A 21,635-nucleotide genomic window follows, 5' to 3' on the forward strand; every position below is an offset into this window, starting at 1 on the left:
CAGGGTCACCCCGAAGGCCTCAACGCCTCCCACTGCACCGTGAGTTCCCCCTGACGCCACCGCACCGGCCCGTCCGCCAGCGGCCAGTCCGCGGCCAGCGCCCGCGCCGTGCGGATCCAGCGCTGCCGCGCGCCGTACGAGGCGTACGGGGCCGCCGCCGCCCACGCCCGGTCGAAGTCGCGCAGGAACGCGTGCACCGGCTCGCCCGGCACGTTGCGGTGGATCAGCGCCTTCGGCAGCCGCTCCGCCAGGTCGGAGGGGCGCTCCAGGGAGCCCAGCCGGGTCGCGAAGGTCACCGTGCGCGCCCCTTCGGGCCCGAGCGCGACCCAGACGTGCCGCCGCCCGATCTCGTCGCAGGTCCCCTCCACCAGCAGCCCCTCGGGAGCCAGTCGGGCACGCAGCCGCTCCCACACCGCCTCGACCTGCTCCTCGTCGTACTGGCGCAGCACGTTCGCCGCCCGGATCAGCGCCGGCCTGACCCCGCCCTCCAGCGGCACCTCGAAGCCGCCGTGCCGGAAGCTCAGGCCCTCCCGCTCGTACGGCTTCGCGCCCGCCACCCGGGCCGGTTCGATCTCGATGCCGACCACGCGCACTCGCGGGGCCGCCTCCCGCAGCCGGGCCAGCAGTTCCACCGCGGTCCAGGGCGCGGCCCCGTAGCCGAGGTCCACCGCGACCGGGTCGTCCGCGCGCCGCAGCGCCGCCCCGTGCGTGGCCGCGATCCAGCGGTCCATGCGGCGCAGCCGGTTCGGGTTCGTCGTCCCGCGGGTCACCGTGCCGACGGGGCGACGAGGGGGAGGGGTGGAGCGGGAGGCCATGTGCAGAGAGTAAGCGGAGGGTTCCCGCCCGATAAAAATCCGGCACGGCCGCAGGAAAACCGCCCGTCCCGGAATGCGGGAGACGGCCGTCCGGGTTGCACTCCTAGAAGAGCGCGACAGCGCTCTCCGCGTCATGCCGTCCGAGCGAGAGGAACTGCTCCCTTGAGCCAGTACGTGTCCCGCATCGGCGGCAGCATCGGCGGCCGGTTCGCCGCGGCCCGTTCCGGCACCCGCCACGAGCCGCCCCGCCTGCGCCTGCCCGCCGCCGTCGGCGGCCACCGCAAGCCGCGCCGCGTCGCCATGCTCAGCGTGCACACCTCGCCGCTGCACCAGCCCGGCACCGGCGACGCCGGCGGGATGAACGTGTACATCGTGGAGCTGGCCCGGCGCCTCGCCGCGATCAACATCGAGGTCGAGATCTTCACCCGGGCCACCACCGGCGGCCTGCCGCCCGTGGTCGAGCTCGCGCCCGGAGTCCTCGTACGGCACGTGGATGCGGGCCCGTACGAGGGCCTCGCCAAGGAGGAGCTGCCGGCCCAGCTGTGCGCCTTCACCCACGGTGTCATGCAGGCCTGGGCCCGCCACCGCCCCGGCTACTACGACCTGGTCCACTCCCACTACTGGCTCTCCGGCCACGTCGGCTGGCTCGCCGCCGAACGCTGGGGCGTCCCGCTCGTGCACGCCATGCACACCATGGCCAAGGTCAAGAACGCGGCGCTCGCCGAGGGCGACACCCCCGAGCCCGCCGCCCGCGTCATCGGCGAGACGCAGATCGTCGACGCCGCCGACCGGCTCATCGCGAACACCGCCGAGGAGGCCGACGAGCTCGTCCGCCACTACGCGGCCGACCCCGGCAAGGTCGCCGTCGTGCACCCCGGCGTGAACCTGGACCGCTTCACCGTCGCCGACGGCCGCGCCGCCGCCCGCGCCCGCCTCGGGCTGCCGCAGGACGCCGTCATCCCCCTCTTCGCGGGCCGCATCCAGCCGCTCAAGGCCCCCGACATCCTGCTGCGGGCCGTCGCGGAGCTGGTGGACCGGGAGCCGTCGCTGCGCTCCCGGCTCTTCGTGCCCGTCGTCGGCGGGCCGAGCGGCAGCGGGCTGGCGAAGCCGGAGGGGCTGCAGAAGCTCGCCGCGAAGCTCGGCATCGCGGACCTCGTGCACTTCCATCCGCCGGTCGCGCAGGACGCGCTCGCGGACTGGTTCCGGGCCGCGTCCGTGCTGGTCATGCCCTCGTACAGCGAGTCCTTCGGACTGGTCGCCATCGAGGCGCAGGCCACCGGCACGCCGGTGCTGGCCGCGGCCGTCGGCGGGCTGCCGGTCGCCGTCAACGACGGGGTGACGGGGATCCTCGTACCCGGCCACGATCCCGTCGACTACGCCCGCGAGCTACGGCGCTTCGTGGACGAGCCGGGGCTGTCGGACCGGATGGGCGCGGCGGCCGCGCGGCACGCGCAATTCTTCGGCTGGGACACCGCCGCGAGCGGCACGGCCGACGTGTACACGGGGGCGATGCACGATCACCGCCGTCACGTACGCTCCCACCATGGCTGACGCTGACACCACCTGCGCGATCATCGAAGCGACGCTGACCGGCGCGGAACTGAGCTGGGAGAGCCCCGAGCCCGGCTCCTACGTGGTCCAGCTCCCCGGCACCCGCAAGCTGAGCACCACCTGCTCGCTCAAGGCCGGGAAGCACTCCCTGTCGGTCAACGCCTTCGTGATCCGCCACCCGGACGAGAACGAGGCCGGCGTCCACCGGTGGCTGCTGGAGCGCAACCTCAAGCTCTACGGCATGGCCTACGCGGTCGACGCGCTCGGCGACGTCTACCTGACGGCCCGCCTCCCCCTGTCGGTGATCACCCCCGACGACCTGGACCGGCTGCTCGGCACCGTCCTGGAGGCCGCGGACGGGGCCTTCAACACCCTGCTGGAGCTGGGCTTCGCGGGCGCGATCCGCCGGGAGTACGAGTGGCGGGTCTCGCGGGGCGAGTCCACGCGCAACCTGGACGCCTTCAAGCACCTGACGCGGCCTTCGAGCACCTGACGCGGCCGTCAGGCGCCTGACGCGGCCGTCGGCGTAGCCGGTGCGGCGCCGTTGCCGGGGGCGCTGCCCCCGGCCCCCCGCGCCTCGAACGCCGGCGGGGCCGGAACTTCCGGGAGCCCCCTCATCAGCAGCCAGTAGCCCGCCGCCGCCACCGTGCCCAGGGCCGCCGTCGCGCCCCACAGCCAGGCCGCGCCGAACTGCTCGATCGTGTAGCCCGCCATCAGCGGTGCGATCAGCGAGGCCACCGCCCACGACATCGTGTACATGCCCTGGTAGCGGCCGCGCCCGTGCGTCGGGGAGAGCTGCGCGACCAGGCCCATCTGGGTCGGCGAGTTGACGATCTCGGCCAGTGTCCACACGCAGACGGTCAGCGCCAGGCTCCACACCGAGCCGCCGAAGGCCGTCAGCCCGAAGCCGTACCCGGCCAGCAGCGCCGAGATCACCAGCAGCTTCTGCGGATCGCGGTGCTCGATGAACCGGGTGACCGGGATCTGCAGCAGCACGATCAGCACGCCGTTGACGGCGATGACCAGCCCGTAGTCGGCCGTGGAGAACCCGGCTTCGCCCATCGCGAGCGGCAGTCCGAACGAGCCCTGCATGAAGATCACCGAGATCAGGAACGACAGCCCGACCACGCCCATGAACCGGCCGTCCCGCAGCACCGTCCCGAGGCCCGGCTCCGGCTCGGCGGCCGCCTTCTCCGCCGCCGTCCTCTCCGGCCGGGACTCCGGCAGCTTGAGGTAGACGAGCACCGCGCACACCAGCGTCAGGGCCGCCTCGCCGAGGAACCCGGCCAGATAGCTGTACTCCGCGACGAAGCCCGCCACCATCGAGCTGATGGCGAAGCCGAGGTTGATGGCCCAGTAGTTCAGCGCGAAGGCCCGTACCCGGTCCTCCGGGCGGACGATGTCGGCCATCATCGCCTGCACCGCCGGCCGCGAGGCGTTGGAGGTCATGCCGACCAGCAGCGCCACCGCGGCGATCGCCGCCGGGTGCTCCATGAACCCGAGCAGGGCCACCGAGAACGCGGTCGACGCCTGCGCCACCATCAGCGTGGGCCGCCGGCCCAGCCGGTCCGTGAGCACGCCGGCCACGAGCGAGGACACCACACCGCCGAGCCCGTGCAGGGCCACCACAAGTCCCACGAAGGAGGCCGAATAGCCCCGCTCCAGGGTCAGGTACAAGGTCATGAATGTGGCGACGAAGGCCCCGAGCCTGTTGACCAGCGTGCTCGTCCAGAGCCACCAGAACTCCCGGGGCAGACCCGCCACGCTCTCGCGGGCGGCCCGTCTCACACTGGCAACGGACATATGGAATCCCCCCGGAGATGTAAGCGTCCCTCTACTCGTTCGGACCCTACGGACCGGGGCTCCGCGGAGCCACTGGATTGACGGCTGCCGTCAATCGGGGACCGTCCACACGCCGTATACAACGCGCGCGGGGGACCGGGCGCGTCCATTAGGCTCGTACGCATGGCCGACGCACCGTACAAGCTGATCCTCCTCCGCCACGGCGAGAGCGAATGGAACGCGAAGAACCTGTTCACCGGCTGGGTGGACGTCAATCTCAACGAGAAGGGCGAGAAGGAGGCAGTCCGCGGTGGCGAACTCCTGAAGGACGCCGACCTTCTCCCCGACGTGGTCCACACGTCCCTCCAGAAGCGCGCGATCCGCACCTCCCAGCTCGCGCTGGAGGCCGCCGACCGCCACTGGATCCCGGTCCACCGCTCCTGGCGCCTGAACGAGCGCCACTACGGCGCCCTCCAGGGCAAGGACAAGGCCCAGACCCTCGCCGAGTTCGGCGAGGAGCAGTTCATGCTGTGGCGCCGCTCGTACGACACCCCGCCGCCGGCGCTCGAGGACGGTACGGAGTTCTCGCAGTCCGGGGACCCGCGCTACGCCTCCATCCCGCCGGAGCTGCGCCCGCGCACGGAGTGCCTGAAGGACGTCGTCGTCCGCATGCTCCCGTACTGGTACGACGCGATCGTCCCGGACCTGCTCGACGGCAAGACCGTCCTGGTCGCCGCGCACGGCAACTCCCTGCGCGCGCTGGTCAAGCACCTCGACGGGATCTCCGACGCCGACATCGCCGGCCTGAACATCCCGACCGGCATCCCGCTCTCCTACGAGCTGGACGCCGACTTCAAGCCCCTCAACCCGGGCGGCACCTACCTCGACCCGGACGCCGCCGCGGCCGCCATCGAGGCCGTCAAGAACCAGGGCAAGAAGTAACACCCGAAGCGATCATGCCCCCGACCCGCGCACACGGCGCGGATCGGGGGCATTCGTCTGCCCCGGGCGGATACTTCGGCGGAATTTCGGTCGTGCGAGGGACCGGGAGACGGGAAGAATTCCGGGTGCGGCAGGTCTGAGCGAGGGCGGGACCAGGGGGAGACATGGACGTACGGGCGTGAGCCGGCGGCGGTACGTGGCCAGGGGAGTGCCGGGCGGCTACCGGATCTGGGACAACAAGGGGCGCCACTGGTGGGGCGACCACTACGAGCTGTGCCCGGACGACCTGCTCACCGAGCTCAACGGCGCGGCCGACCACGCGAAGATCACCGCGCTCCTCAAGCGGTACCGGGCTCTGAAGCGGTGACCCCTGCGTCCCGCGCCCCGCGGGCGGCGATCCTGCGGGCCGTCTCCGCACGCCACGCGGCCGCGTTGGTGCCGTCGAGCTGACCGGCGAAGGCGCGGTACGCCGCGGCCACCAGCGCGTCCGGGGCGTCCGGGCGGGCCCGGGCGATCGCCCACAGGGCGTTCTCGGTCGGGGTGTCGAGCCCCGTCTCGGTGCGGACGCCGCGCCCCGACAGCACGTCCGTCAGGACGCTGTCGAAGTTGCGCCGCAGCTGCTCCCTGCTGGGACGGCCGTAGCGCACGGCCCCCTCCTCCGTCTGCTCGTCCTGCTCGATGCGAAGGGCCCCGGCCGACGGTGTCGCGGGCGGGGCCCTTCGCGTACGGGAAGCCGGGCGCGGGTGGCCTCAGCCGCCGCACTGGCAGGGGGCGCCGGACTGGCACCCGCAGCCGCAGCCCGAGCCGCAGCCGCAGGCCGCGAGCAGGGGCAGGCTCAGGCGCAGGCCCTCCGGGGGCTGCGCTTCCTGCTCCGGGGTGATGGGGACGGGGGAATCGGGCATGGATCCTCCTCGTAGGCGTTGTGCCTTCGCCTCATTCATGCCCAGCCGGGCCCCCGAGTCAACGGCGCATTGGGGGCTCGTTGTTGATCCCGTCCCGGTCGGCCCGTCCGGCTCAGACGCCCTCGACCTGCGTGGGTGCCTGGAGCTCGTCCGCGTGCTCGCCCGTGACCAGGTAGACCACGCGCTTGGCGACCGACACCGCGTGGTCCGCGAAGCGCTCGTAGTAGCGGCCCAGCAGGGTCACGTCGACCGCGGTCTCGATGCCGTGCTTCCAGCGGTCGTCCATCAGGTGCTGGAAGAGGGTGCGGTGCAGCTGGTCCATCTCGTCGTCGTCCTGCTCCAGCTGGAGCGCCAGGTCGACGTCCTTCGTGATGATGACCTCGGCCGCCTTCGCCATCAGCCGCTGCGCGAGCTGCCCCATCTCCAGGATGGTCGCGTGCAGGTCGCGCGGGACCGCCGTGTCGGGGAAGCGGAGCCGGGCGAGCTTGGCCACGTGCTGCGCCAGGTCGCCGGAACGCTCCAGGTCGGCGCTCATGCGCAGCGAGGTGACCACGATGCGCAGGTCGGTGGCGACCGGCTGCTGGCGCGCGAGCAGCGCGATGGCACGGGCCTCCAGGTCGTGCTGGAGATCGTCCACCTTCTGGTCGGCGGCGATGACGCTCTCCGCGAGCTTCAGGTCGGCGTCGAGCATCGAGGTCGTGGCCCGCCCGATGGCGGAGCCGACCAGCCGGGCCATCTCGACCAGGCCCTCACCGATCGAGTCCAGTTCCTCGTGGTACGCGTCACGCATGTCTCGTGTCCCTCTCTCGACCTACTACTGCCTACTGCAAGTACTGCCCGGAGCGGGCCGGTGTGCGGCCATCGGCCCCACGTTGCCACGGTGAACCCCGAACGCGACGGACTCCGGCACCACAAGTGAATCAGCACGGTCGTCAGGGTGAACTCTGGGCGACGACTGTTCGAGGTGCCACCCGAACGGCTGTGGAAGTGTCTCCCCACCTGCTTAACCTGGAGTCATGGACGTGAACGCGGCGGTCGCCGCAGCTGCAGCGATCGCCGGTCTTTGCACCGGTGTGATCGCGATGCTGGCGTTCCGCTGGAGCGAGCGCGACCAGGCCCGCCCCACCCGGAGCTCCATGCGCCCCGACATCAATGCGGTGCTCCCACCCGGAGTGGACACCGTCCTCTCCGTCCTCCGGTCCTCCGCCGTCGTGCTCGACGAGGGGGACGCGGTGGTCAAGGCCAGCTCGGCGGCCTATGCCCTCGGCCTGGTCCGCGGCGGCAAGCTCGCCGTGGAACCCATGCTCCACATGGCCCGCGACACCCGTCGCGACGGGGAGATACGCCAGGTCGAGCTCGATCTGCCCCGGCGCGGCACCGGCCGCGGCGAGGCGCTCGCCGTCTCGGCGCGCGTCGCCCCGCTCGGCTCCCGGCTGGTGCTCCTCCTCGTCGAGGACCTCACCGAGGCCCGCCGCATCGAGGCGGTGCGCCGCGACTTCGTCGCGAACGTGTCGCACGAGCTCAAGACCCCGGTCGGCGCGATCTCCCTGCTCTCCGAGGCGGTCATGGACGCCTCGGACGACCCCGAGGCCGTGGAGCGCTTCGCCGGCCGCATGCAGATCGAGGCCACCCGCCTGATCAACCTCGTACAAGAACTCATCGACCTCTCCCGGGTACAGAACGACGACCCCCTGGAGGACGCGGAACCCGTCCGTGTGGACACGCTCGTGGCCGAGGCCATAGACCGCTGCCGCCACACGGCCTCCGCGAAGCAGATCACCATGGCCGCCGGCGGCACCGCCGACCTGCGGGTATGGGGAAACCGGGGGCAGCTCGCGGCCGCCCTCGGAAACCTGGTCGAGAACGCCGTCAACTACAGCCCGGCCCGCACCCGCGTCGGCATCGCCGCGCGCCGGGTCACCGCGCCGGGTGGAGACTTGATCGAGATAGCCGTGACCGACCAGGGCATCGGCATCCCGGAAAAGGACCGCGAGCGCATCTTCGAACGCTTCTACCGTGTGGACCCGGCCCGCTCCCGCGCCACGGGAGGAACCGGCCTGGGCCTTGCGATCGTGAAGCACGTAGCGGCGTCGCACGGCGGGGAGGTGTCGGTCTGGAGCTCGGAGGGCCAGGGGTCCACCTTCACCCTGCGCCTCCCCGAAGCGGCCGCGTCCGCCTCGGCCTCCAAGCCCGCCAAACCCCTGCTCGAACCTCAAACCGCACCAGCCATCCCTGCCCCGGAGGTCCTTCCGTGACCCGAGTGCTCGTCGTCGAGGATGAGGAATCCTTCAGCGACGCCCTGTCCTACATGCTCCGCAAGGAGGGCTTCGAGGTCGCTATCGCCGCGACCGGGCCCGACGGGCTCGACGAGTTCGAGCGCAACGGCGCCGACCTCGTCCTCCTCGACCTGATGCTCCCCGGGCTGCCCGGCACGGAGGTCTGCCGGCAGCTGCGCGGCCGCTCCAACGTCCCCGTGATCATGGTGACGGCCAAGGACAGCGAGATCGACAAGGTCGTCGGGCTGGAGATAGGAGCCGACGACTACGTCACGAAGCCCTTCTCCTCGCGGGAGCTGGTCGCCCGCATCCGCGCGGTCCTGCGCCGCCGCGGCGAGCCGGAAGAGGTCACCCCGGCGGCCCTGGAGGCGGGCCCCGTCCGGATGGACGTCGACCGCCACGTGGTCACCGTCGCCGGCGGCAAGGTGGACCTCCCGCTGAAGGAGTTCGACCTCCTGGAGATGCTGCTGCGCAACGCGGGCCGCGTACTGACCCGCATGCAGCTCATCGACCGGGTCTGGGGCGCCGACTACGTGGGCGACACCAAGACCCTGGACGTCCACGTGAAGCGCCTCCGCGCCAAAATCGAGCCGGACCCCGGCGCCCCGCGCTACCTGGTCACGGTCCGCGGCCTCGGCTACAAGTTCGAGCCGTAAACAGCGAGGCATGTACAGGAACGACCCCCGTCCGCTCGATGCGGACGGGGGCCGTTCCCGTTGTCTACGGTGCTGCGCGCCTCAGTGGCCGGTGCCGGTCGACGGGGACCCGGACGGGGTGCCCGCGTGCGAGGCCGAGGCCGCCGGGGACCCGGACGGGGTCGCCGAGGGGGAGCCGGAAGGCGCACCCGAAGCCGCACCCGAGGGGCTGCCGGACGGGGCGGGGCCGGCGGCCGGGGCGGCGGTCGGGCCGTAGGCCGCGTACATGCCGGTGGCGGGGACGACGAAGCCCTCCAGCTCGACGTCACCCGTGGTGCTCAGCTGGAAGACGATCTTCTGGACGTTGCCGTCCACGACGTCGGCGCCGTTCGCGATCACGGCGGAGGCGTTGCCCTTGCCGCCGATGACGACGGAGCCGCCGGCCGGGACGACCACCTTGGCGCCGCTGCCCGCGGGCTTCAGCGTCACGGTGCCCTTGCCGCCCGGAAGGGTGATGGCGTCGAGCGTCTGCTCCTTGGTGCCGTTGTTGAACACCGTCGCGGAGACCGCGGCCGGGCCCTTCTTGTCCTTCTCCTGGGTGATCACCAGAGCGTTCTGGACCTTGATGTCGCCCTTGGTGGTGGCGGCGTTGTCCGGCTTGACCTGGAGAGTCGGCGCATCGTGGCCCGCGGCGCAGGCGCCCAGCGAGACGAGCGAGAAGGCGACGGCGGTGGCGGCGAGGGCGCCGCGTCGAAGGCTGCGGCTCACGGGGGAGGCAACTCCTTGGACGTACGGAACGGAAGGGTGGACGCCTCAAAGCGGCGAAGTAAAGCCGCTCTAAGGATGTGTCAGCGCGCTTAGGTTACCGAGCCGCCGCCCCGCCCCCGCACCCGACCCTCCGCAGTGTGGGGCCGGGCCCTCCGCGGGGCCGCGACCCGCACCCGGGCCCGTACCCGCGGCCTCCGCCACGGCCCCGCCGGGGCCGGGTGATCTTTCATTCGTTAAAGGCCCGCTCGCAAAGGCCGGTGCCGCTCCGGTGATCAATTTCTGGATTTCATCGAACACCGCCCGGTGATCAATTCCGGGATTGGGCCGGAACGGGCCCGTACGGGTGGCCGCCAGTCGAACGGAGTAGTTCGGTTTCCCGCCCCGGAAACCGTCAAAACGGGACGTACGTCACATCGTCGCGGCTCCCGGGCAGGTGTAACGTAGCCGTTTCGGCTGGTCCGCACAGCGCCTCCGACCTGCGAATACCCCCCTCCGGAAGCCTCTCGCAGCACGTTCCTGTCGCTGTTGTCAAGCCCTGAGATGTGCCCTGACCTGCGAAAACGCCATTCATAACGGTCGATTCTCGTGTTACCCTGGATAGCCACGGAAGGGGTACCTGTCACATGACGTTCAAGGTTGGCGACACCGTGGTCTATCCCCATCACGGGGCCGCGCTGATCGAGGCCATCGAAACTCGCCAGATCAAAGGCGTGGACAAGACCTACTTGGTGCTCAAGGTCGCCCAGGGTGACCTGACCGTTCGCGTTCCCGCGGACAATGCGGAGTTCGTAGGTGTTCGCGACGTAGTCGGCCAGGACGGGCTGGACCGGGTCTTCGAGGTGCTTCGCGCACCGTACGCAGAAGAGCCGACGAACTGGTCCCGGCGCTACAAGGCAAATCTGGAAAAGCTCGCCTCTGGCGATGTCATCAAGGTCGCCGAGGTCGTCCGCGACCTGTGGCGTCGTGAGCGTGAGCGTGGGCTTTCCGCAGGTGAGAAGCGCATGCTCGCAAAGGCGCGCCAGATCCTGGTGAGCGAGCTCGCGCTCGCCGAGAACACCAACGAGGACAAGGCCGAGGCCCTCCTCGACGAAGTGCTCGCGTCCTGACGCGATCATTCGTACGCGTTGTCGTACACAGTTGTGCCGCGGTGCCCGCTGACAAGGAGACTTGTTGCCGGGCGCTGCGGCATGTCTGCGTCTGCACCCATGCCTGAACCACTACTGGCGTGCCGGGTCCGGGCAGCCGACTCGACCGGTCGTCACGGAAGGGGCGAGGGCGTCGCACCCGGCACCCTTCAGGCCATACCCATGTCGGCCGAAGTCACAAACCTGGCTCGGAGCTACTGATGTCTGACGAATCGCGCCCCCACCGCACCGCCGCGGTGATCCCGGCCGCCGGCCGCGGGGTCCGGCTCGGTCCCGGCGCCCCCAAGGCCCTGCGGACCCTGGGCGGCACGCCCATGCTCATCCACGCCGTACGCGCCATGGCGCGCTCCCGCGCGGTCGCGGTCGTCGTCGTCGTGGCGCCGTCCGACGGGACCGCCGAGGTGCGCCGGCTGCTCGACGAGCACGCCCTGCCCGAGCGCACGGAGATCCTGGTCGTCCCCGGCGGGGAGACCCGGCAGGAATCCGTACGCGCCGGCCTGGACGCGCTCCCGGCCGACATCACGGCCGTCCTCATCCACGACGCGGCCCGCCCGCTGGTCCCCGTGGACACCGTCGACTCCATCGTCGAGGCGGTCCGCGACGGCGCACCCGCCGTCGTGCCCGCCCTGCCGCTGGCCGACACCGTCAAGGAGGTCGAGCCCGGCCGGCCCGGCGAGCCCGAGCCGGTCGTCGCCACTCCCGTACGGGCCCGGCTGCGCGCCGTGCAGACCCCGCAGGGCTTCGACCTCGCCACGCTGCGGCTCGCGCACGAGAAGGTCGCGCTCGACGGTGAGGGCGCCACGGACGACGCCGGGATGGTGGAGCAGCTCGGCGTCACCGTCGTGGTGGTCCCCGGCCACGAAGAGGCCTTCAAGGTCACCCGCCCGCTCGACCTGGTCCTCGCCGAGGCCGTACTCGCCCGCCGGAGGGCCACTGATGCCTACTAGCCCCGCCCCCGCCCCCTTCCCGCTGCCGCAGGTCGGCATCGGCACCGACGTGCACGCCTTCGAGGCCGGCCGCGAGCTGTGGTGCGCCGGCCTGCTGTGGGAGGGCGAGGACGGCCTCGCCGGGCACTCCGACGGGGACGTCGCCGCGCACGCCGCGTGCGACGCCCTGTTCTCGGCGGCCGGCGTCGGCGACCTCGGCGCGCACTTCGGCACCTCCCGCCCCGAGTGGTCCGGCGCCGCCGGCGTCACCCTTCTGGCGGAGGCCGCCCGGATCGTCCGCGCCGAGGGCTTCGAGATCGGCAACATCGCGATCCAGGTGATCGGCGTACGCCCGAAGATCGGCAAGCGGCGCGAAGAGGCACAGAAGGCGCTCGCCGCGGCGGCGGGCGCCCCCGTCTCCGTATCGGGCACCACCACCGACGGACTGGGGCTCACGGGCCGCGCCGAAGGGCTCGCCGCCATCGCCACGGCCCTCGTGTACCGGACGAACCGGGCCTAGTACCCCGTACGGACACACCCCTCCCGCAGTTCCTCGCCAACAAAGCGGGCCCCGCGTACCGAAAGGGTCGCGGGGCACTGCTACAGGCGCACTACCCTGGATGCCGTGACTATTCGCCTGTACGACACCAGCGCCCGGCAGATCCGTGACTTCACCCCGCTCGTCCCGGGCTGCGTCTCGATCTACCTCTGTGGCGCCACCGTGCAGGCGGCTCCGCACATCGGGCACGTCCGCTCGTACCTGAACTTCGACATCGCGCGCCGCTGGTTCACCTACCGCGGGCTCGACGTCACCTTCATCCGCAACGTCACCGACATCGACGACAAGATCATCTGGAAGTCGGGCGAGCAGGGCCGCCCCTGGTGGTCCATCGGCTACGAGAACGAGCGCGCCTTCAACGATGGCTACAACGCGCTGGGCTGCCTCCCGCCCACGTACGAGCCGCGCGCCACCGGCCACGTGCCCGAGATGATCGAGATGATGCGCGGGCTCATCGAGCGCGGCCACGCGTACGAGGCCGACGGCAGCGTCTACTTCGACGTCCGCTCCTTCCCGGGCTACCTGGAGCTGTCGAACCAGAACATCGACGACCTGCGCCAGCCCGACGAGGGCGTCTCCGGCAAGCGCGACCCGCGCGACTTCGCCATGTGGAAGGCCTCCAAGCCGGGCGAGCCCGACTGGGAGACCCCGTGGGGCCGCGGCCGTCCCGGCTGGCACCTCGAATGCTCCGCGATGGCGCACAAGTACCTCGGCAGCGCCTTCGACATCCACGGCGGCGGGCTCGACCTGATCTTCCCGCACCACGAGAACGAGATCGCCCAGGCCAAGGCCTACGGCGACGAGTTCGCGAAGTACTGGATGCACAACGCCTGGGTCACCCTCTCCGGCGAGAAGATGTCCAAGTCGCTCGGAAACTCCGTCCTCGTCTCCGAGATGCTCAAGGTCTGGCGCCCGATCGTGCTGCGCTACTACCTCGGCACCCCGCACTACCGCTCGATGATCGAGTACAGCGTGGAGTCCCTGCGCGAGGCCGAGTCCGGCTTCGCGCGCATCGAGGGCTTCATCCAGCGCGTCATCGAGAAGGCCGGCAAGCCCGTCGAGCCCGCCGCCGAGGTCCCGCCCGCCTTCGCCGAGGCGATGGACGACGACCTGGGCGTCCCGCAGGCGCTCGCGATCATCCACACCACCGTCCGCCAGGGCAACAGCGCGCTCGCCGCCGACGACAAGGACGCGGCCATCGCGCGCCTGTCGGAGGTACGGGCCATGCTGGGCGTCCTCGGACTCGACCCCCTCGACCCGCACTGGGCGGGCGAGGCCGACCGCGGCGAGGACCTCCACGGAGCCGTGGACACCCTCGTGCGCCTGGTCCTGGAGCAGCGCGAGTCCGCCCGCGCCCGCAAGGACTGGGCCACCGCCGACGCCATCCGCGACCAGCTCCAGCAGTCCGGCCTGGTCATCGAGGACAGCCCCACCGGACCCCGATGGACGCTCGGCCCCCGCTGATCCCACCGGAGCAGTCCCGTTGTGCCGCTCGGCACCCTGAGCCGCACACTCTTCATACGTACATATCGCAGCACCAACGAAACAGGTAGAGGTCATGGCCGGGAACAGCCAGCGCAGGAACCGCCGCACGTCCAACAAGAAGGGCGCGACGGTCGGCAGCGGTGGCCAGCGGCGCAAGGGCCTCGAAGGCAAGGGCCCCACGCCCAAGGCCGAGGACCGCAAGAAGCACAAGGCCAACCGCATCGCGGGCGCCATGGCCCGCCAGGCGGCCAAGCGCCGCCCGGCGCCCCGCCGCGGCGGCCCCAAGGGCTCCAGCGAGATGGTCGTCGGCCGCAACCCGGTCTTCGAGGCGCTGCGCGACGGCGTACCGGCCGTCACCCTGTACGTCCAGCAGTTCATCGACAACGACGAGCGCGTCCGCGAGGCCCTCCAGCTCGCGGCCGAGCGCGGCAACATCAACCTGATGGAAGCCCCGCGCCCCGAGCTCGACCGCCTCACCAACGGGCTCAACCACCAGGGCCTGGTCCTCCAGGTCCCGCCGTACGAGTACGCGCACCCGGAGGACCTCACCGCCTCCGCGTACGACAACGGCGAGGACCCGCTCATCGTCGCCCTCGACGGCGTCACCGACCCGCGCAACCTCGGCGCGATCGTCCGCTCCGTCTCCGCCTTCGGCGGCCACGGCGTGGTCATCCCCGAGCGCCGCGCCGCCGGCATGACCGCCGGTGCCTGGAAGTCCTCCGCCGGCACCGCGGCCCGTACGCCGGTCTCCCGGGTCACCAACCTGACCCGCGCCATCCAGGACTACAAGAAGGCCGGCATCACCGTCGTCGGCCTCGCCGCCGAGGGCACCCACGAGGTGCACGAGCTGGAGGCGCTGGGCGGCCCCGTCGTCATCGTCGTCGGCTCCGAGGGCAAGGGCCTCGGCCGTCTCGTCGGCGAGAACTGCGACTACCTCGTGCGCATCCCGATGCCGGGCGGCGCCGAGTCGCTCAACGCCGGTGTCGCCGCGGGCGTCGTGCTCTACGAGGCCTCCCGCCGCCGCGCCACCCGCGGCCGCGCCTGAGCCGCCGCTTGATCCACTTGGCTCAGCGGATGTGACCCGTGAGCGTGCCACCCCGCCCTCCGTGGGCGGGGTGGCTTGATTTGACGGGTCTCGGACACATCACTGCTGTCAAGGCAGTGTCCTAAACACTCATCACTCGGTTAGATGAGTGTGGACACCAGAACGCCAGGGTTCGACGACCAGCCCGCGCTGAGCATGGTCAAGGTGCCGTGCGACCCCGCACAGGTCATCGTCAACCACGCCAGCTTCCGCGTGCGGCTCGCTCCGAGCCCCAGCGCGCGTCCCAGGCCCTTGGGCGCCCCCGGGCTCGCCCCGGCACTCGGCGGGGCCCTCGCGGCCGCCGGAGCCGGAGCCGCCCGCCGCCGGCCCGTCGTCTGGAGCGGCAAGTCCGCCCCCGGCGACGCCGCCGCCAGCGCCGCCATGGGCGGCCTCCTCCAGGCCGTGCGCGAGCACGGGCGCGGCCACGCCGGCCGCGACGAGTACGACGGCGGGGCCACCCAGACCATCCCGCGCATCGACCTCGCACACGACCTCGCGGACGACACCCTCGCCACCCCGACCGTCATCGGGCAGCGCAGCTACGGGGATGCCGAGGAAACCCGGCTGCAGCCCGTGGTGGGGGGCCTCTCCCACCCCCACGAGGCCTACGACGCCGCCTACGCCGAGGGCGGCTCCGCGGACTCCCGCCGGGCCCAGGGCGACGCCCGCGCGCAGGCTTCGTACTACCCCGGCCGCCGCATGAACCTCGGCGTCGTGCTGCTCCCGCTGCGCGTCTTCCTCGGCTTCATCTCCATCTACGCCGGCATGGGCAAGCTCTGCGACCCCGTCTACTTCGACGGCGGCGAGCGCGGCTCCATGGTCACCTGGCTGCACACCCTGCAGCCGTGGGCGCTCGCCGAACCGCTGCGCGACTTCGCGCTGGCCCACCCGGTGGGCGCCGGCCTCAGCGTGGCGTTCCTCCAGGTCATCGTGGGCGTGCTGACGGTCTTCGGCCTGTGGCAGCGGTTCGCCGCCTGCTTCGGCGCGCTGCTGTCCGCCGCGCTGCTGATGACGGTGAGCTGGAAGACCGTCCCCGCCTACGACGCGCCCGACATCATCTACCTCGCCGCCTGGAGCCCGCTGATCATCGCGGGCGCCCCCGTCTACTCCCTGGACGGCCGCCTCGCCGGCGAGGCCTGGCGCACCCTGGGCCCGCGTTCCGAGGTCTGGCGGCTGCGCCGCCGGGTCCTGCGCCGCGGGGCCGTCATGGCCAGCGTCATCTGCGGGCTCACCCTCCTGATCGGCTCGCTCCTCGGCGGCGCCGTCCGCTCCACCACCGTGGTCACCGTGCCCGGACCGGGCGAGGCCCCGACCAACTACCTGCCCGGGCGGCCGCTGCCCAGCACCCCCAAGCAGCAGCAGCCCGTACGCCCCACCCCCTCGAAGCAGGCCGCGCAGCCCTCGGCCGGAGCCTCCTCCCCGGCCGCGAAGACCGGGCGCGGCACCGCCGGTACGAGCTCCCCGACCGCGGGCTCCGGCTCGCCCAGCGCCACCCGCGGCTCCACCAGCGGCAGCCAGACCCCGCGCACCACCCCCCGCCAGTCCAGCCCGCAGAAGCCCCCGGCCAGCTCCACGGGAACCCGCGGCGGCTCCTCCGGCGGAGGAGCGGGGAGCACCGAGCCGAAGCAGCCCGGACTGGTGGGCGGCCTCCTCGGCTGACGGACACACCACACGCACGTGGAGCGGGGCCCGGCACGCAGTCGCGTACCGGGCCCCGCTCCTTGTGCTGCTCCCGCAGCGTGAGGCGCTACGTGGCGTTCTGCGCGGCCAACTCCCGTGCCGCCTCGGTGAGGTCCTTCGCCGTGTCGATCGCCCGCCAGTAGGCCCCCTGGGGCAGCGGGAAGCCGGCGAGGCGCCGCTCGCGGGCCAGGCGCGGGAAGGTCGTCCGCTCGTGGTCCCCCAAATCGGGGAGCAGGGCGGCGAATTCGGGACCGAAGACGTACACCCCGGCATTGACCGGGTACGGGGACTGCGGCGCCTCGATGAAGTCCAGTACGTGCCCGTACTCGTTGATCTCCACCACCCCCCACGGAATGCGCGGGCGGGCGAGCGCGAGGGTGGCCGTGGCGCCGCGCTCGGTGTGGAAGGCGGCCATCTCGCGCAGCGAGAAGCGGGTCCACACGTCGCCGTTGGTCGCATACCAGGAGCGGTCGGGGTGCGGGAGGTGCCGGGCGGCGTACTTCAGGCCGCCGCCCCGGCCCAGCGGCTCGGTCTCCACGACGGTGGTCACCCGGAGCGGCAACGGGGCCTCGGCCAGCCACTCCTGGAGCACTTCGGCGAGGTGCCCGCAGGAGACCACCGCGTCCGTCACCCCCTCCGAGGCCAGCCACGCGAGCTGGTGCCCGATGATCGGGATCCCCGTACCGGGGATCTCCACCATCGGCTTGGGGCGGTCGTCCGTGTACGGCCGCAGCCGCGAACCCTGGCCCCCCGCCAGGACGATCGCCTGGGTCGGGGAGGCCGGGAACGCGGCCGCGTCGGGTCGGTCGGAACGCTCGGAACCGGTCATGTCGTTGTCGGTGCTGCGGCGGCGGCCGTCAGCCCATGGAGGCGACGCCGGACGCGTACGAGGTGTCGCACACCGGCCGGGCGAACGACTGGGCCTTCGTGGGCCCGTAGGCGTCCACCGCGGCCCGCCCGAGGGCGCGCGCGATCCCCACGCAGTGCTCCGCGAGGGACGGCCGCCGGTCGACCTCCTGCTGGAGGTGGGTGAGGACGTCACCCGGCTGCTCGCCCTGCTGGATCTCGCTCAACAGCTTTTCGCGCAGCACGTCCTGGGCGGCGCGCGGCTTCGCGGGGACGGAGACGTCCTCGGCGGACGCGGTCAGGATCTGGGAGGGGGTGTTGTCCGCCCAGGGGACCATGGTGACCGCGAGGGTCCCGGACAGGACCAGGACGACGGGCAGGACCAGGGCGAGGGATCGGCCGATACGGCGGGCAGTGTGGGTCACGAGGGCGAGAGTAGCGCTCGGTGAAGATATGGCGACATTTAGTCACCCGGTCGGGGGATGGTTCGACGTGGCTTTTCGAATTAAGGGTTGACGCTTGGGGCCGAATGGCCCGATCTGCCGGACCTCGCGCCGGACCTGATGCGGGAACTCACGCCGAAGGGGCGCCCCTTGACGGGACGCCCCTTCGGTGGACGTGCGCGGACGGGTCAGCCGGAGAGGCGGGCGCCCGAGGAGGTCGAGAAGACGTGGATCTCGTCGGCGCGCGGCACCACGTGGAGCGTGGAGCCCTTCTCGGGCACGTTGCGGCCGCTCACGCGCACCACGATGTCCTGCGAGCCCTCGGAGTGCGAGGTGGAACCGTAGACGTACCCGTCGGCGCCCAGCTCCTCGACGACGTTCACGGTGATGGTCAGGCCGCCCGCGTCGCCGATGTCGAAGTGCTCCGGGCGCACGCCCACGGTGACCGTGCGGTCGCCCGCGTCGGCGGCGGCGGCGGACAGGGCCTCGCGCGAGACCGGGACGACGCTCTCGCCGAACTTCACGCCGCCGTCGGTGATCGGGACCTCGACCAGGTTCATGGCCGGGGAGCCGATGAAACCGGCGACGAAGAGGTTCGCCGGGCGGTCGTACATGTTGCGCGGGGTGTCGACCTGCTGGAGCAGACCGTCCTTGAGGACCGCGACGCGGTCGCCCATGGTCATGGCCTCGACCTGGTCGTGGGTGACGTAGACGGTGGTGATGCCCAGGTCGCGCTGGAGGGCCGCGATCTGCGTACGGGTGGACACGCGGAGCTTGGCGTCGAGGTTCGACAGCGGCTCGTCCATGAGGAACACCTGCGGCTTGCGCACGATCGCGCGGCCCATCGCGACGCGCTGGCGCTGACCGCCGGAGAGCGCCTTCGGCTTGCGGTCGAGGTACTGGGTCAGGTCCAGCATCTTCGCCGCGTCCTCCACCTTCTTGCGGATGGTGGCCTTGTCCTCGCCGGCGATCTTGAGCGCGAAGCCCATGTTGTCGGCGACGGACATGTGCGGGTAGAGCGCGTAGTTCTGGAACACCATCGCGATGTCCCGGTCCTTGGGCGGCAGGTGGGTGACGTCGCGGTCACCGATGCGGATGGCGCCGCCGTTGACGTCCTCCAGGCCGGCGAGCATGCGCAGCGAGGTGGACTTGCCGCAGCCGGAGGGGCCGACGAGGACGAGGAACTCGCCGTCCGCGATCTCCAGCTCGAGCTGGTCGACGGCGGGCTTTTCGCCGCCGGGGTACAGGCGGGTCGCCTTGTCGAACGTGACAGAAGCCATGGTGATGAATCCCTTCAACCGGCAGGAACGTGCCGGACGATCCGAGTGGAAGGTCTAGTCCAGTGGACTGGACTCGGCCCGACGCTACCCGTCGGGAGGCTTCCTGTCAGCACCTGGGCGGGGGTGACTTCCACGACGTCCCGGCAGTCCGCGGCGACTGTCAGAGGCGGCTGCTTGGATCACGGCCATGACCATCTACGACGTGACCCGCGCGCTGCCCGACATCGAGACGCTGCGCGACCGCTGCCGGGCGATGGCGGCGCTGGAGCTGGTGATCAGCGGCGAGGAGGACGAGGGGTACTTCGCCTACGACCCGCAGTGGGGCCCGGGCGAGGAAGTGGCGCTGATGGACAACGGCTCCGGGGACGACTACGCGATCCTCTTCACGCCGGACGGGGTCTTCGGGCACGGCTTCGACCACGAGTCGGTGATGAGCCCGTGGGCGGACACCGACAACGAGGACGGATGGCCGGGCCTGACCGACGGCATACCGGAGGCCTTCCGGCCGTACCTGAAGGAGCCGGCGTTCTGCGAGGACGGCGTGCTGAGCGCCACCGCCGTCTTCTGGCGCGAGACCGGCGACACGCAGTGGCGCGCGGGCAAGGTGGACTTCCCGGAGGGGCGGCGCGACGCGGACGGCGCGGACTACCTCTTCGAGCTCCTGGTGGCCGGCACCCCGGAGGCCTACCGCGACTTCGCCGAGGACTACTACGAGACGGACCTCCCCCTGGACGCCGTCCGGCACGTCTGGTCGCTGCTCCCGCTCACCCAGGCGGTCGTGGACGCCCTCAACCCGGGCCTCCCGCTGGAGGCGGTGGCCACGCGGCTGGCGCGGGCGGGGTATCCGGGGGTGTGACCCCCTCGGCCGGTGCCGAACTGGCGGACGAGGGGTGGAGCGGGGCCGGAAAGTTCTTCGCTGCGGCATCGGGCGGATGTGTAGAGTGAAGGCGATTCTGTGCGCTGCACAGGCTCGCACTGCCTCCTTAGCTCAGCTGGCCAGAGCAACGCTCTTGTAAAGCGTAGGTCGTCGGTTCGAATCCGACAGGGGGCTCAGGAGCGGAAGGCCCCGGGCGGTTGCCCGGGGCCTTCCGCGTGTCCGTCAGCCGCGGCCCGAGATGCGGTCGGCCAGGCGGGCCAGGGGGGTTGTGGTCGGGGTGTGGGTGGTGGTCTCGCGGCGGTCGGCCTCGCGGTAGGCGGCGTAGAGGGCCTGGACGCCGAGCCAGCGGAAGGGTTCCGGTTCCCAGCGGCGGACCTTGTGGTTGACCCAGGGGAGGGTGGTGAGGGGCGTGCGGTCGTTCAGGACCAGGTCGCGCAGGGTGCGGGCCGCGAGGTTGGCGGTGGCCACGCCGGAGCCCACGTAGCCGCCGGCCCAGCCGAGGCCGGTGGTCGCGTCGAGGGTGACCGTGGCGCACCAGTCGCGGGGGACGCCCAGGACGCCCGACCAGGCGTGGGTGATCTCGACTCCTGCGAGGGCCGGGAAGAAGGATTCCAGGAGGTTGGTCAGGGCGGTGATCGTCGCGGGCTGGGTGCGGCCGTCGTTGTCGGTGCGGGAGCCGTAGCGGTACGGGACTCCGCGGCCGCCGATGGCGATGCGGTCGTCGGCCGTGCGCTGGGCGTACATGTAGGCGTGGGCCATGTCGCCGAGGGTGGCGGCGTCGGACCAGCCGAGCTGGGACCAGACCTCCGGGGGGAGCGGGGCCGTGGCGATCATCGAGGAGTTCATCGGGAGCCAGGAGCGCTTCTGGCCCTTGAGGGCGGCGGTGAAGCCCTCCGTGCAGCGCAGCACGTACGGGGCGCGGACCGTGCCGTACGGGGTGAGGGCGCGGCGCGGGGCGATCTCCGTGACGGGGGTGGACTCGTGGATGACGACGCCGAGGCGTTCGCAGGCGGCCGCCAGCCCGTTGACGAGCTTCAGGGGGTGGATGCGGGCTCCGTGCGGGGTCCAGGAGGAGCCCACGGCGTCCGCGACGTTGATGCGGGCGCGGGTGTCGGTGGCGTCGTAGAGCTCGCGGTCCGTTTCGCCGAAGGCGAGTTCGGCGGTGTGGAAGGCCTTGAGGCGGGAGAGCTGGGCCGGGGTGCGGGCCACTTCGAGGACTCCGCCGCGGTGGATGTCGGCGTCGATGCCCTCCTTGGCGGCGGTGTCGATGACCTCGGTGACGGTCTCGTTCATGGCGTGCTGGAGGCGCTGGGCGGCCTGGTGGCCGTGGAGGGCGGCGTAGCGGTCGCGGCCGGCGATGCCGTTGTAGAGCCAGCCGCCGTTGCGGCCGGAGGCCCCGTAGCCGCAGAACTTCTGCTCCAGGACGGTGACGCGCAGGTCGGGGGCGGCGGTCTTGAGGTAGTACGCCGTCCACAGGCCGGTGTAGCCGCCGCCGACGATGACGACGTCGGCCGTGGTGTTGCCGGTGAGCGGGGCGCGGGGTGGCTGGGCGGGGGCGGTCCCGTCCGTCGCGTGCCAGAAGGAAATTCCGCCGTTGATCGTCATGGGGGAGTTGGTACACGGGGTTCCGGACGGGTGT

At 71.8% G+C, this 21,635-nt stretch carries 23 protein-coding genes and 1 tRNA gene; 14 read left to right on the forward strand and 10 right to left on the reverse strand.

The window, feature by feature from the left end:
- Positions 1-5 precede the first annotated feature (5 nt).
- On the reverse strand, positions 6-815 hold the full coding sequence (locus tag NLX94_RS31965) for a class I SAM-dependent methyltransferase (protein ID WP_254386617.1): 810 nt from the start codon (positions 813-815) through the stop codon (positions 6-8).
- Positions 816-977: 162 nt separating this feature from the next.
- Here NLX94_RS31965 and mshA point away from each other — a divergent pair, with 162 nt between their 5' ends.
- The gene (gene mshA, locus NLX94_RS31970) at positions 978-2,366 is read left to right on the forward strand and encodes a D-inositol-3-phosphate glycosyltransferase (RefSeq protein WP_374684053.1); all 1,389 of its coding nucleotides are present in this window, start codon (positions 978-980) and stop codon (positions 2,364-2,366) included.
- Entirely contained in the window at positions 2,359-2,859 is a 501-nt protein-coding gene (locus tag NLX94_RS31975) for a YbjN domain-containing protein (protein WP_254386618.1), read from the forward strand. The genes mshA and NLX94_RS31975 overlap by 8 nt, the downstream gene beginning before the upstream one ends.
- An 8-nt stretch (positions 2,860-2,867) precedes the next feature.
- On the opposite strand, the gene NLX94_RS31980 is transcribed toward NLX94_RS31975, so the two are convergent.
- Positions 2,868-4,169 (reverse strand): MFS transporter, encoded by a 1,302-nt coding sequence (locus tag NLX94_RS31980; protein ID WP_254386619.1) that lies wholly within the window; start codon positions 4,167-4,169, stop codon positions 2,868-2,870.
- A 162-nt stretch (positions 4,170-4,331) separates the two neighbouring features.
- On the opposite strand from NLX94_RS31980, the gene NLX94_RS31985 reads away from it, so the two are divergent.
- Both NLX94_RS31985 and NLX94_RS31990 read left to right on the forward strand, forming a co-directional pair.
- Complete coding sequence (locus tag NLX94_RS31985) at positions 4,332-5,090, forward strand: phosphoglyceromutase (RefSeq protein WP_254386620.1); 759 nt, start codon at positions 4,332-4,334, stop codon at positions 5,088-5,090.
- A gap of 178 nt (positions 5,091-5,268) precedes the next feature.
- A complete protein-coding gene (locus NLX94_RS31990; RefSeq protein WP_214951965.1) occupies positions 5,269-5,457 on the forward strand; it encodes a hypothetical protein in 189 nt (62 codons plus the stop codon).
- On the opposite strand, the gene NLX94_RS31995 is transcribed toward NLX94_RS31990, so the two are convergent.
- The 3 genes from NLX94_RS31995 to phoU form a co-directional block, all read right to left on the reverse strand.
- Positions 5,429-5,737, reverse strand: coding sequence for a hypothetical protein (locus NLX94_RS31995; protein ID WP_254386621.1), 309 nt, complete (start codon positions 5,735-5,737; stop codon positions 5,429-5,431). The genes NLX94_RS31990 and NLX94_RS31995 overlap by 29 nt on opposite strands.
- Positions 5,738-5,839: 102 nt before the next feature.
- Entirely contained in the window at positions 5,840-5,992 is a 153-nt protein-coding gene (locus NLX94_RS32000) for a hypothetical protein (protein ID WP_254386622.1), read from the reverse strand.
- 112 nt (positions 5,993-6,104) lie between these two features.
- Entirely contained in the window at positions 6,105-6,782 is a 678-nt protein-coding gene (gene phoU / locus NLX94_RS32005) for a phosphate signaling complex protein PhoU (protein WP_030858619.1), read from the reverse strand.
- A 226-nt stretch (positions 6,783-7,008) separates the two neighbouring features.
- Between phoU and NLX94_RS32010 the strand changes: the two genes are divergently transcribed.
- Together NLX94_RS32010 and NLX94_RS32015 are read left to right on the forward strand one after the other, a co-directional pair.
- On the forward strand, positions 7,009-8,247 hold the full coding sequence (locus tag NLX94_RS32010) for a cell wall metabolism sensor histidine kinase WalK (RefSeq protein WP_254386623.1): 1,239 nt from the start codon (positions 7,009-7,011) through the stop codon (positions 8,245-8,247).
- Positions 8,244-8,924 carry a response regulator transcription factor gene (locus tag NLX94_RS32015; RefSeq protein WP_030387286.1) on the forward strand — a complete coding sequence of 227 codons (681 nt, stop codon included), beginning with the start codon at positions 8,244-8,246 and terminating at the stop codon, positions 8,922-8,924. Before NLX94_RS32010 ends, NLX94_RS32015 begins: the two co-directional genes overlap by 4 nt.
- An 81-nt stretch (positions 8,925-9,005) precedes the next feature.
- On the opposite strand, the gene NLX94_RS32020 is transcribed toward NLX94_RS32015, so the two are convergent.
- Positions 9,006-9,671 carry a DUF461 domain-containing protein gene (locus NLX94_RS32020; RefSeq protein WP_254386624.1) on the reverse strand — a complete coding sequence of 222 codons (666 nt, stop codon included), beginning with the start codon at positions 9,669-9,671 and terminating at the stop codon, positions 9,006-9,008.
- Positions 9,672-10,294: 623 nt separating this feature from the next.
- Here NLX94_RS32020 and NLX94_RS32025 point away from each other — a divergent pair.
- From NLX94_RS32025 to NLX94_RS39145, 6 genes are all read left to right on the forward strand, one after another.
- Positions 10,295-10,777, forward strand: a complete 483-nt coding sequence (locus tag NLX94_RS32025; RefSeq protein WP_003953493.1) for a CarD family transcriptional regulator — start codon at positions 10,295-10,297, stop codon at positions 10,775-10,777.
- A gap of 239 nt (positions 10,778-11,016) precedes the next feature.
- Positions 11,017-11,763, forward strand: coding sequence for a 2-C-methyl-D-erythritol 4-phosphate cytidylyltransferase (gene ispD, locus NLX94_RS32030; protein ID WP_254386625.1), 747 nt, complete (start codon positions 11,017-11,019; stop codon positions 11,761-11,763).
- Positions 11,753-12,262, forward strand: a complete 510-nt coding sequence (ispF, locus tag NLX94_RS32035) for a 2-C-methyl-D-erythritol 2,4-cyclodiphosphate synthase (RefSeq protein ID WP_254386626.1) — start codon at positions 11,753-11,755, stop codon at positions 12,260-12,262. The genes ispD and ispF overlap by 11 nt, the downstream gene beginning before the upstream one ends.
- A gap of 105 nt (positions 12,263-12,367) precedes the next feature.
- A complete protein-coding gene (gene cysS, locus NLX94_RS32040) occupies positions 12,368-13,765 on the forward strand; it encodes a cysteine--tRNA ligase (RefSeq protein ID WP_254386627.1) in 1,398 nt (465 codons plus the stop codon).
- A gap of 94 nt (positions 13,766-13,859) precedes the next feature.
- A complete protein-coding gene (rlmB, locus tag NLX94_RS32045; protein ID WP_254386628.1) occupies positions 13,860-14,831 on the forward strand; it encodes a 23S rRNA (guanosine(2251)-2'-O)-methyltransferase RlmB in 972 nt (323 codons plus the stop codon).
- A gap of 144 nt (positions 14,832-14,975) precedes the next feature.
- The gene (locus NLX94_RS39145; protein ID WP_302170889.1) at positions 14,976-16,529 is read left to right on the forward strand and encodes a DoxX family protein; all 1,554 of its coding nucleotides are present in this window, start codon (positions 14,976-14,978) and stop codon (positions 16,527-16,529) included.
- 88 nt (positions 16,530-16,617) lie between these two features.
- Here the strand turns inward: NLX94_RS39145 and NLX94_RS32055 are convergent, their stop codons facing one another.
- The 3 genes from NLX94_RS32055 to NLX94_RS32065 all read right to left on the reverse strand — a co-directional run bounded on the left by NLX94_RS32055 (position 16,618) and on the right by NLX94_RS32065 (position 19,119).
- On the reverse strand, positions 16,618-17,379 hold the full coding sequence (locus tag NLX94_RS32055) for a nucleotidyltransferase family protein (RefSeq protein ID WP_254386629.1): 762 nt from the start codon (positions 17,377-17,379) through the stop codon (positions 16,618-16,620).
- 28 nt (positions 17,380-17,407) lie between these two features.
- Complete coding sequence (locus NLX94_RS32060) at positions 17,408-17,821, reverse strand: hypothetical protein (protein WP_254386630.1); 414 nt, start codon at positions 17,819-17,821, stop codon at positions 17,408-17,410.
- A gap of 206 nt (positions 17,822-18,027) precedes the next feature.
- Positions 18,028-19,119: an ABC transporter ATP-binding protein gene (locus NLX94_RS32065; protein ID WP_254386631.1), complete on the reverse strand. Its 1,092-nt coding sequence runs from the start codon at positions 19,117-19,119 to the stop codon at positions 18,028-18,030.
- A gap of 187 nt (positions 19,120-19,306) precedes the next feature.
- On the opposite strand from NLX94_RS32065, the gene NLX94_RS32070 reads away from it, so the two are divergent.
- Both NLX94_RS32070 and NLX94_RS32075 read left to right on the forward strand, forming a co-directional pair.
- The gene (locus NLX94_RS32070) at positions 19,307-19,975 is read left to right on the forward strand and encodes a hypothetical protein (RefSeq protein ID WP_254386632.1); all 669 of its coding nucleotides are present in this window, start codon (positions 19,307-19,309) and stop codon (positions 19,973-19,975) included.
- 121 nt (positions 19,976-20,096) lie between these two features.
- Positions 20,097-20,170: transfer RNA gene (locus NLX94_RS32075), tRNA-Thr, on the forward strand.
- Positions 20,171-20,218: 48 nt separating this feature from the next.
- Here NLX94_RS32075 and NLX94_RS32080 read toward each other — a convergent pair.
- Complete coding sequence (locus tag NLX94_RS32080; RefSeq protein ID WP_254386633.1) at positions 20,219-21,601, reverse strand: FAD-binding oxidoreductase; 1,383 nt, start codon at positions 21,599-21,601, stop codon at positions 20,219-20,221.
- Positions 21,602-21,635: the final 34 nt, after the last annotated feature.

It is taken from the genome of Streptomyces sp. TBY4 (assembly GCF_024213195.1).
In the GTDB taxonomy this organism is placed as follows: domain Bacteria; phylum Actinomycetota; class Actinomycetes; order Streptomycetales; family Streptomycetaceae; genus Streptomyces.

Excerpts from the sequence above, each read along its gene's own strand:
- NLX94_RS31965 (WP_254386617.1), bottom strand. The coding sequence starts at position 815 with ATGGCCTCCCGCTCCACCCCTCCCCCTCGTCGCCCCGTCGGCACGGTG.
- NLX94_RS31975 (WP_254386618.1), top strand. The coding sequence starts at position 2,359 with ATGGCTGACGCTGACACCACCTGCGCGATCATCGAAGCGACGCTGACC.
- NLX94_RS31980 (WP_254386619.1), bottom strand. The coding sequence starts at position 4,169 with ATGTCCGTTGCCAGTGTGAGACGGGCCGCCCGCGAGAGCGTGGCGGGT.
- NLX94_RS31985 (WP_254386620.1), top strand. The coding sequence starts at position 4,332 with ATGGCCGACGCACCGTACAAGCTGATCCTCCTCCGCCACGGCGAGAGC.
- NLX94_RS32000 (WP_254386622.1), bottom strand. The coding sequence starts at position 5,992 with ATGCCCGATTCCCCCGTCCCCATCACCCCGGAGCAGGAAGCGCAGCCC.
- phoU (WP_030858619.1), bottom strand. The coding sequence starts at position 6,782 with ATGCGTGACGCGTACCACGAGGAACTGGACTCGATCGGTGAGGGCCTG.
- NLX94_RS32010 (WP_254386623.1), top strand. The coding sequence starts at position 7,009 with ATGGACGTGAACGCGGCGGTCGCCGCAGCTGCAGCGATCGCCGGTCTT.
- NLX94_RS32025 (WP_003953493.1), top strand. The coding sequence starts at position 10,295 with ATGACGTTCAAGGTTGGCGACACCGTGGTCTATCCCCATCACGGGGCC.
- ispD (WP_254386625.1), top strand. The coding sequence starts at position 11,017 with ATGTCTGACGAATCGCGCCCCCACCGCACCGCCGCGGTGATCCCGGCC.
- ispF (WP_254386626.1), top strand. The coding sequence starts at position 11,753 with ATGCCTACTAGCCCCGCCCCCGCCCCCTTCCCGCTGCCGCAGGTCGGC.
- rlmB (WP_254386628.1), top strand. The coding sequence starts at position 13,860 with ATGGCCGGGAACAGCCAGCGCAGGAACCGCCGCACGTCCAACAAGAAG.
- NLX94_RS39145 (WP_302170889.1), top strand. The coding sequence starts at position 14,976 with ATGAGTGTGGACACCAGAACGCCAGGGTTCGACGACCAGCCCGCGCTG.
- NLX94_RS32055 (WP_254386629.1), bottom strand. The coding sequence starts at position 17,379 with ATGACCGGTTCCGAGCGTTCCGACCGACCCGACGCGGCCGCGTTCCCG.
- NLX94_RS32065 (WP_254386631.1), bottom strand. The coding sequence starts at position 19,119 with ATGGCTTCTGTCACGTTCGACAAGGCGACCCGCCTGTACCCCGGCGGC.
- NLX94_RS32070 (WP_254386632.1), top strand. The coding sequence starts at position 19,307 with ATGACCATCTACGACGTGACCCGCGCGCTGCCCGACATCGAGACGCTG.
- NLX94_RS32080 (WP_254386633.1), bottom strand. The coding sequence starts at position 21,601 with ATGACGATCAACGGCGGAATTTCCTTCTGGCACGCGACGGACGGGACC.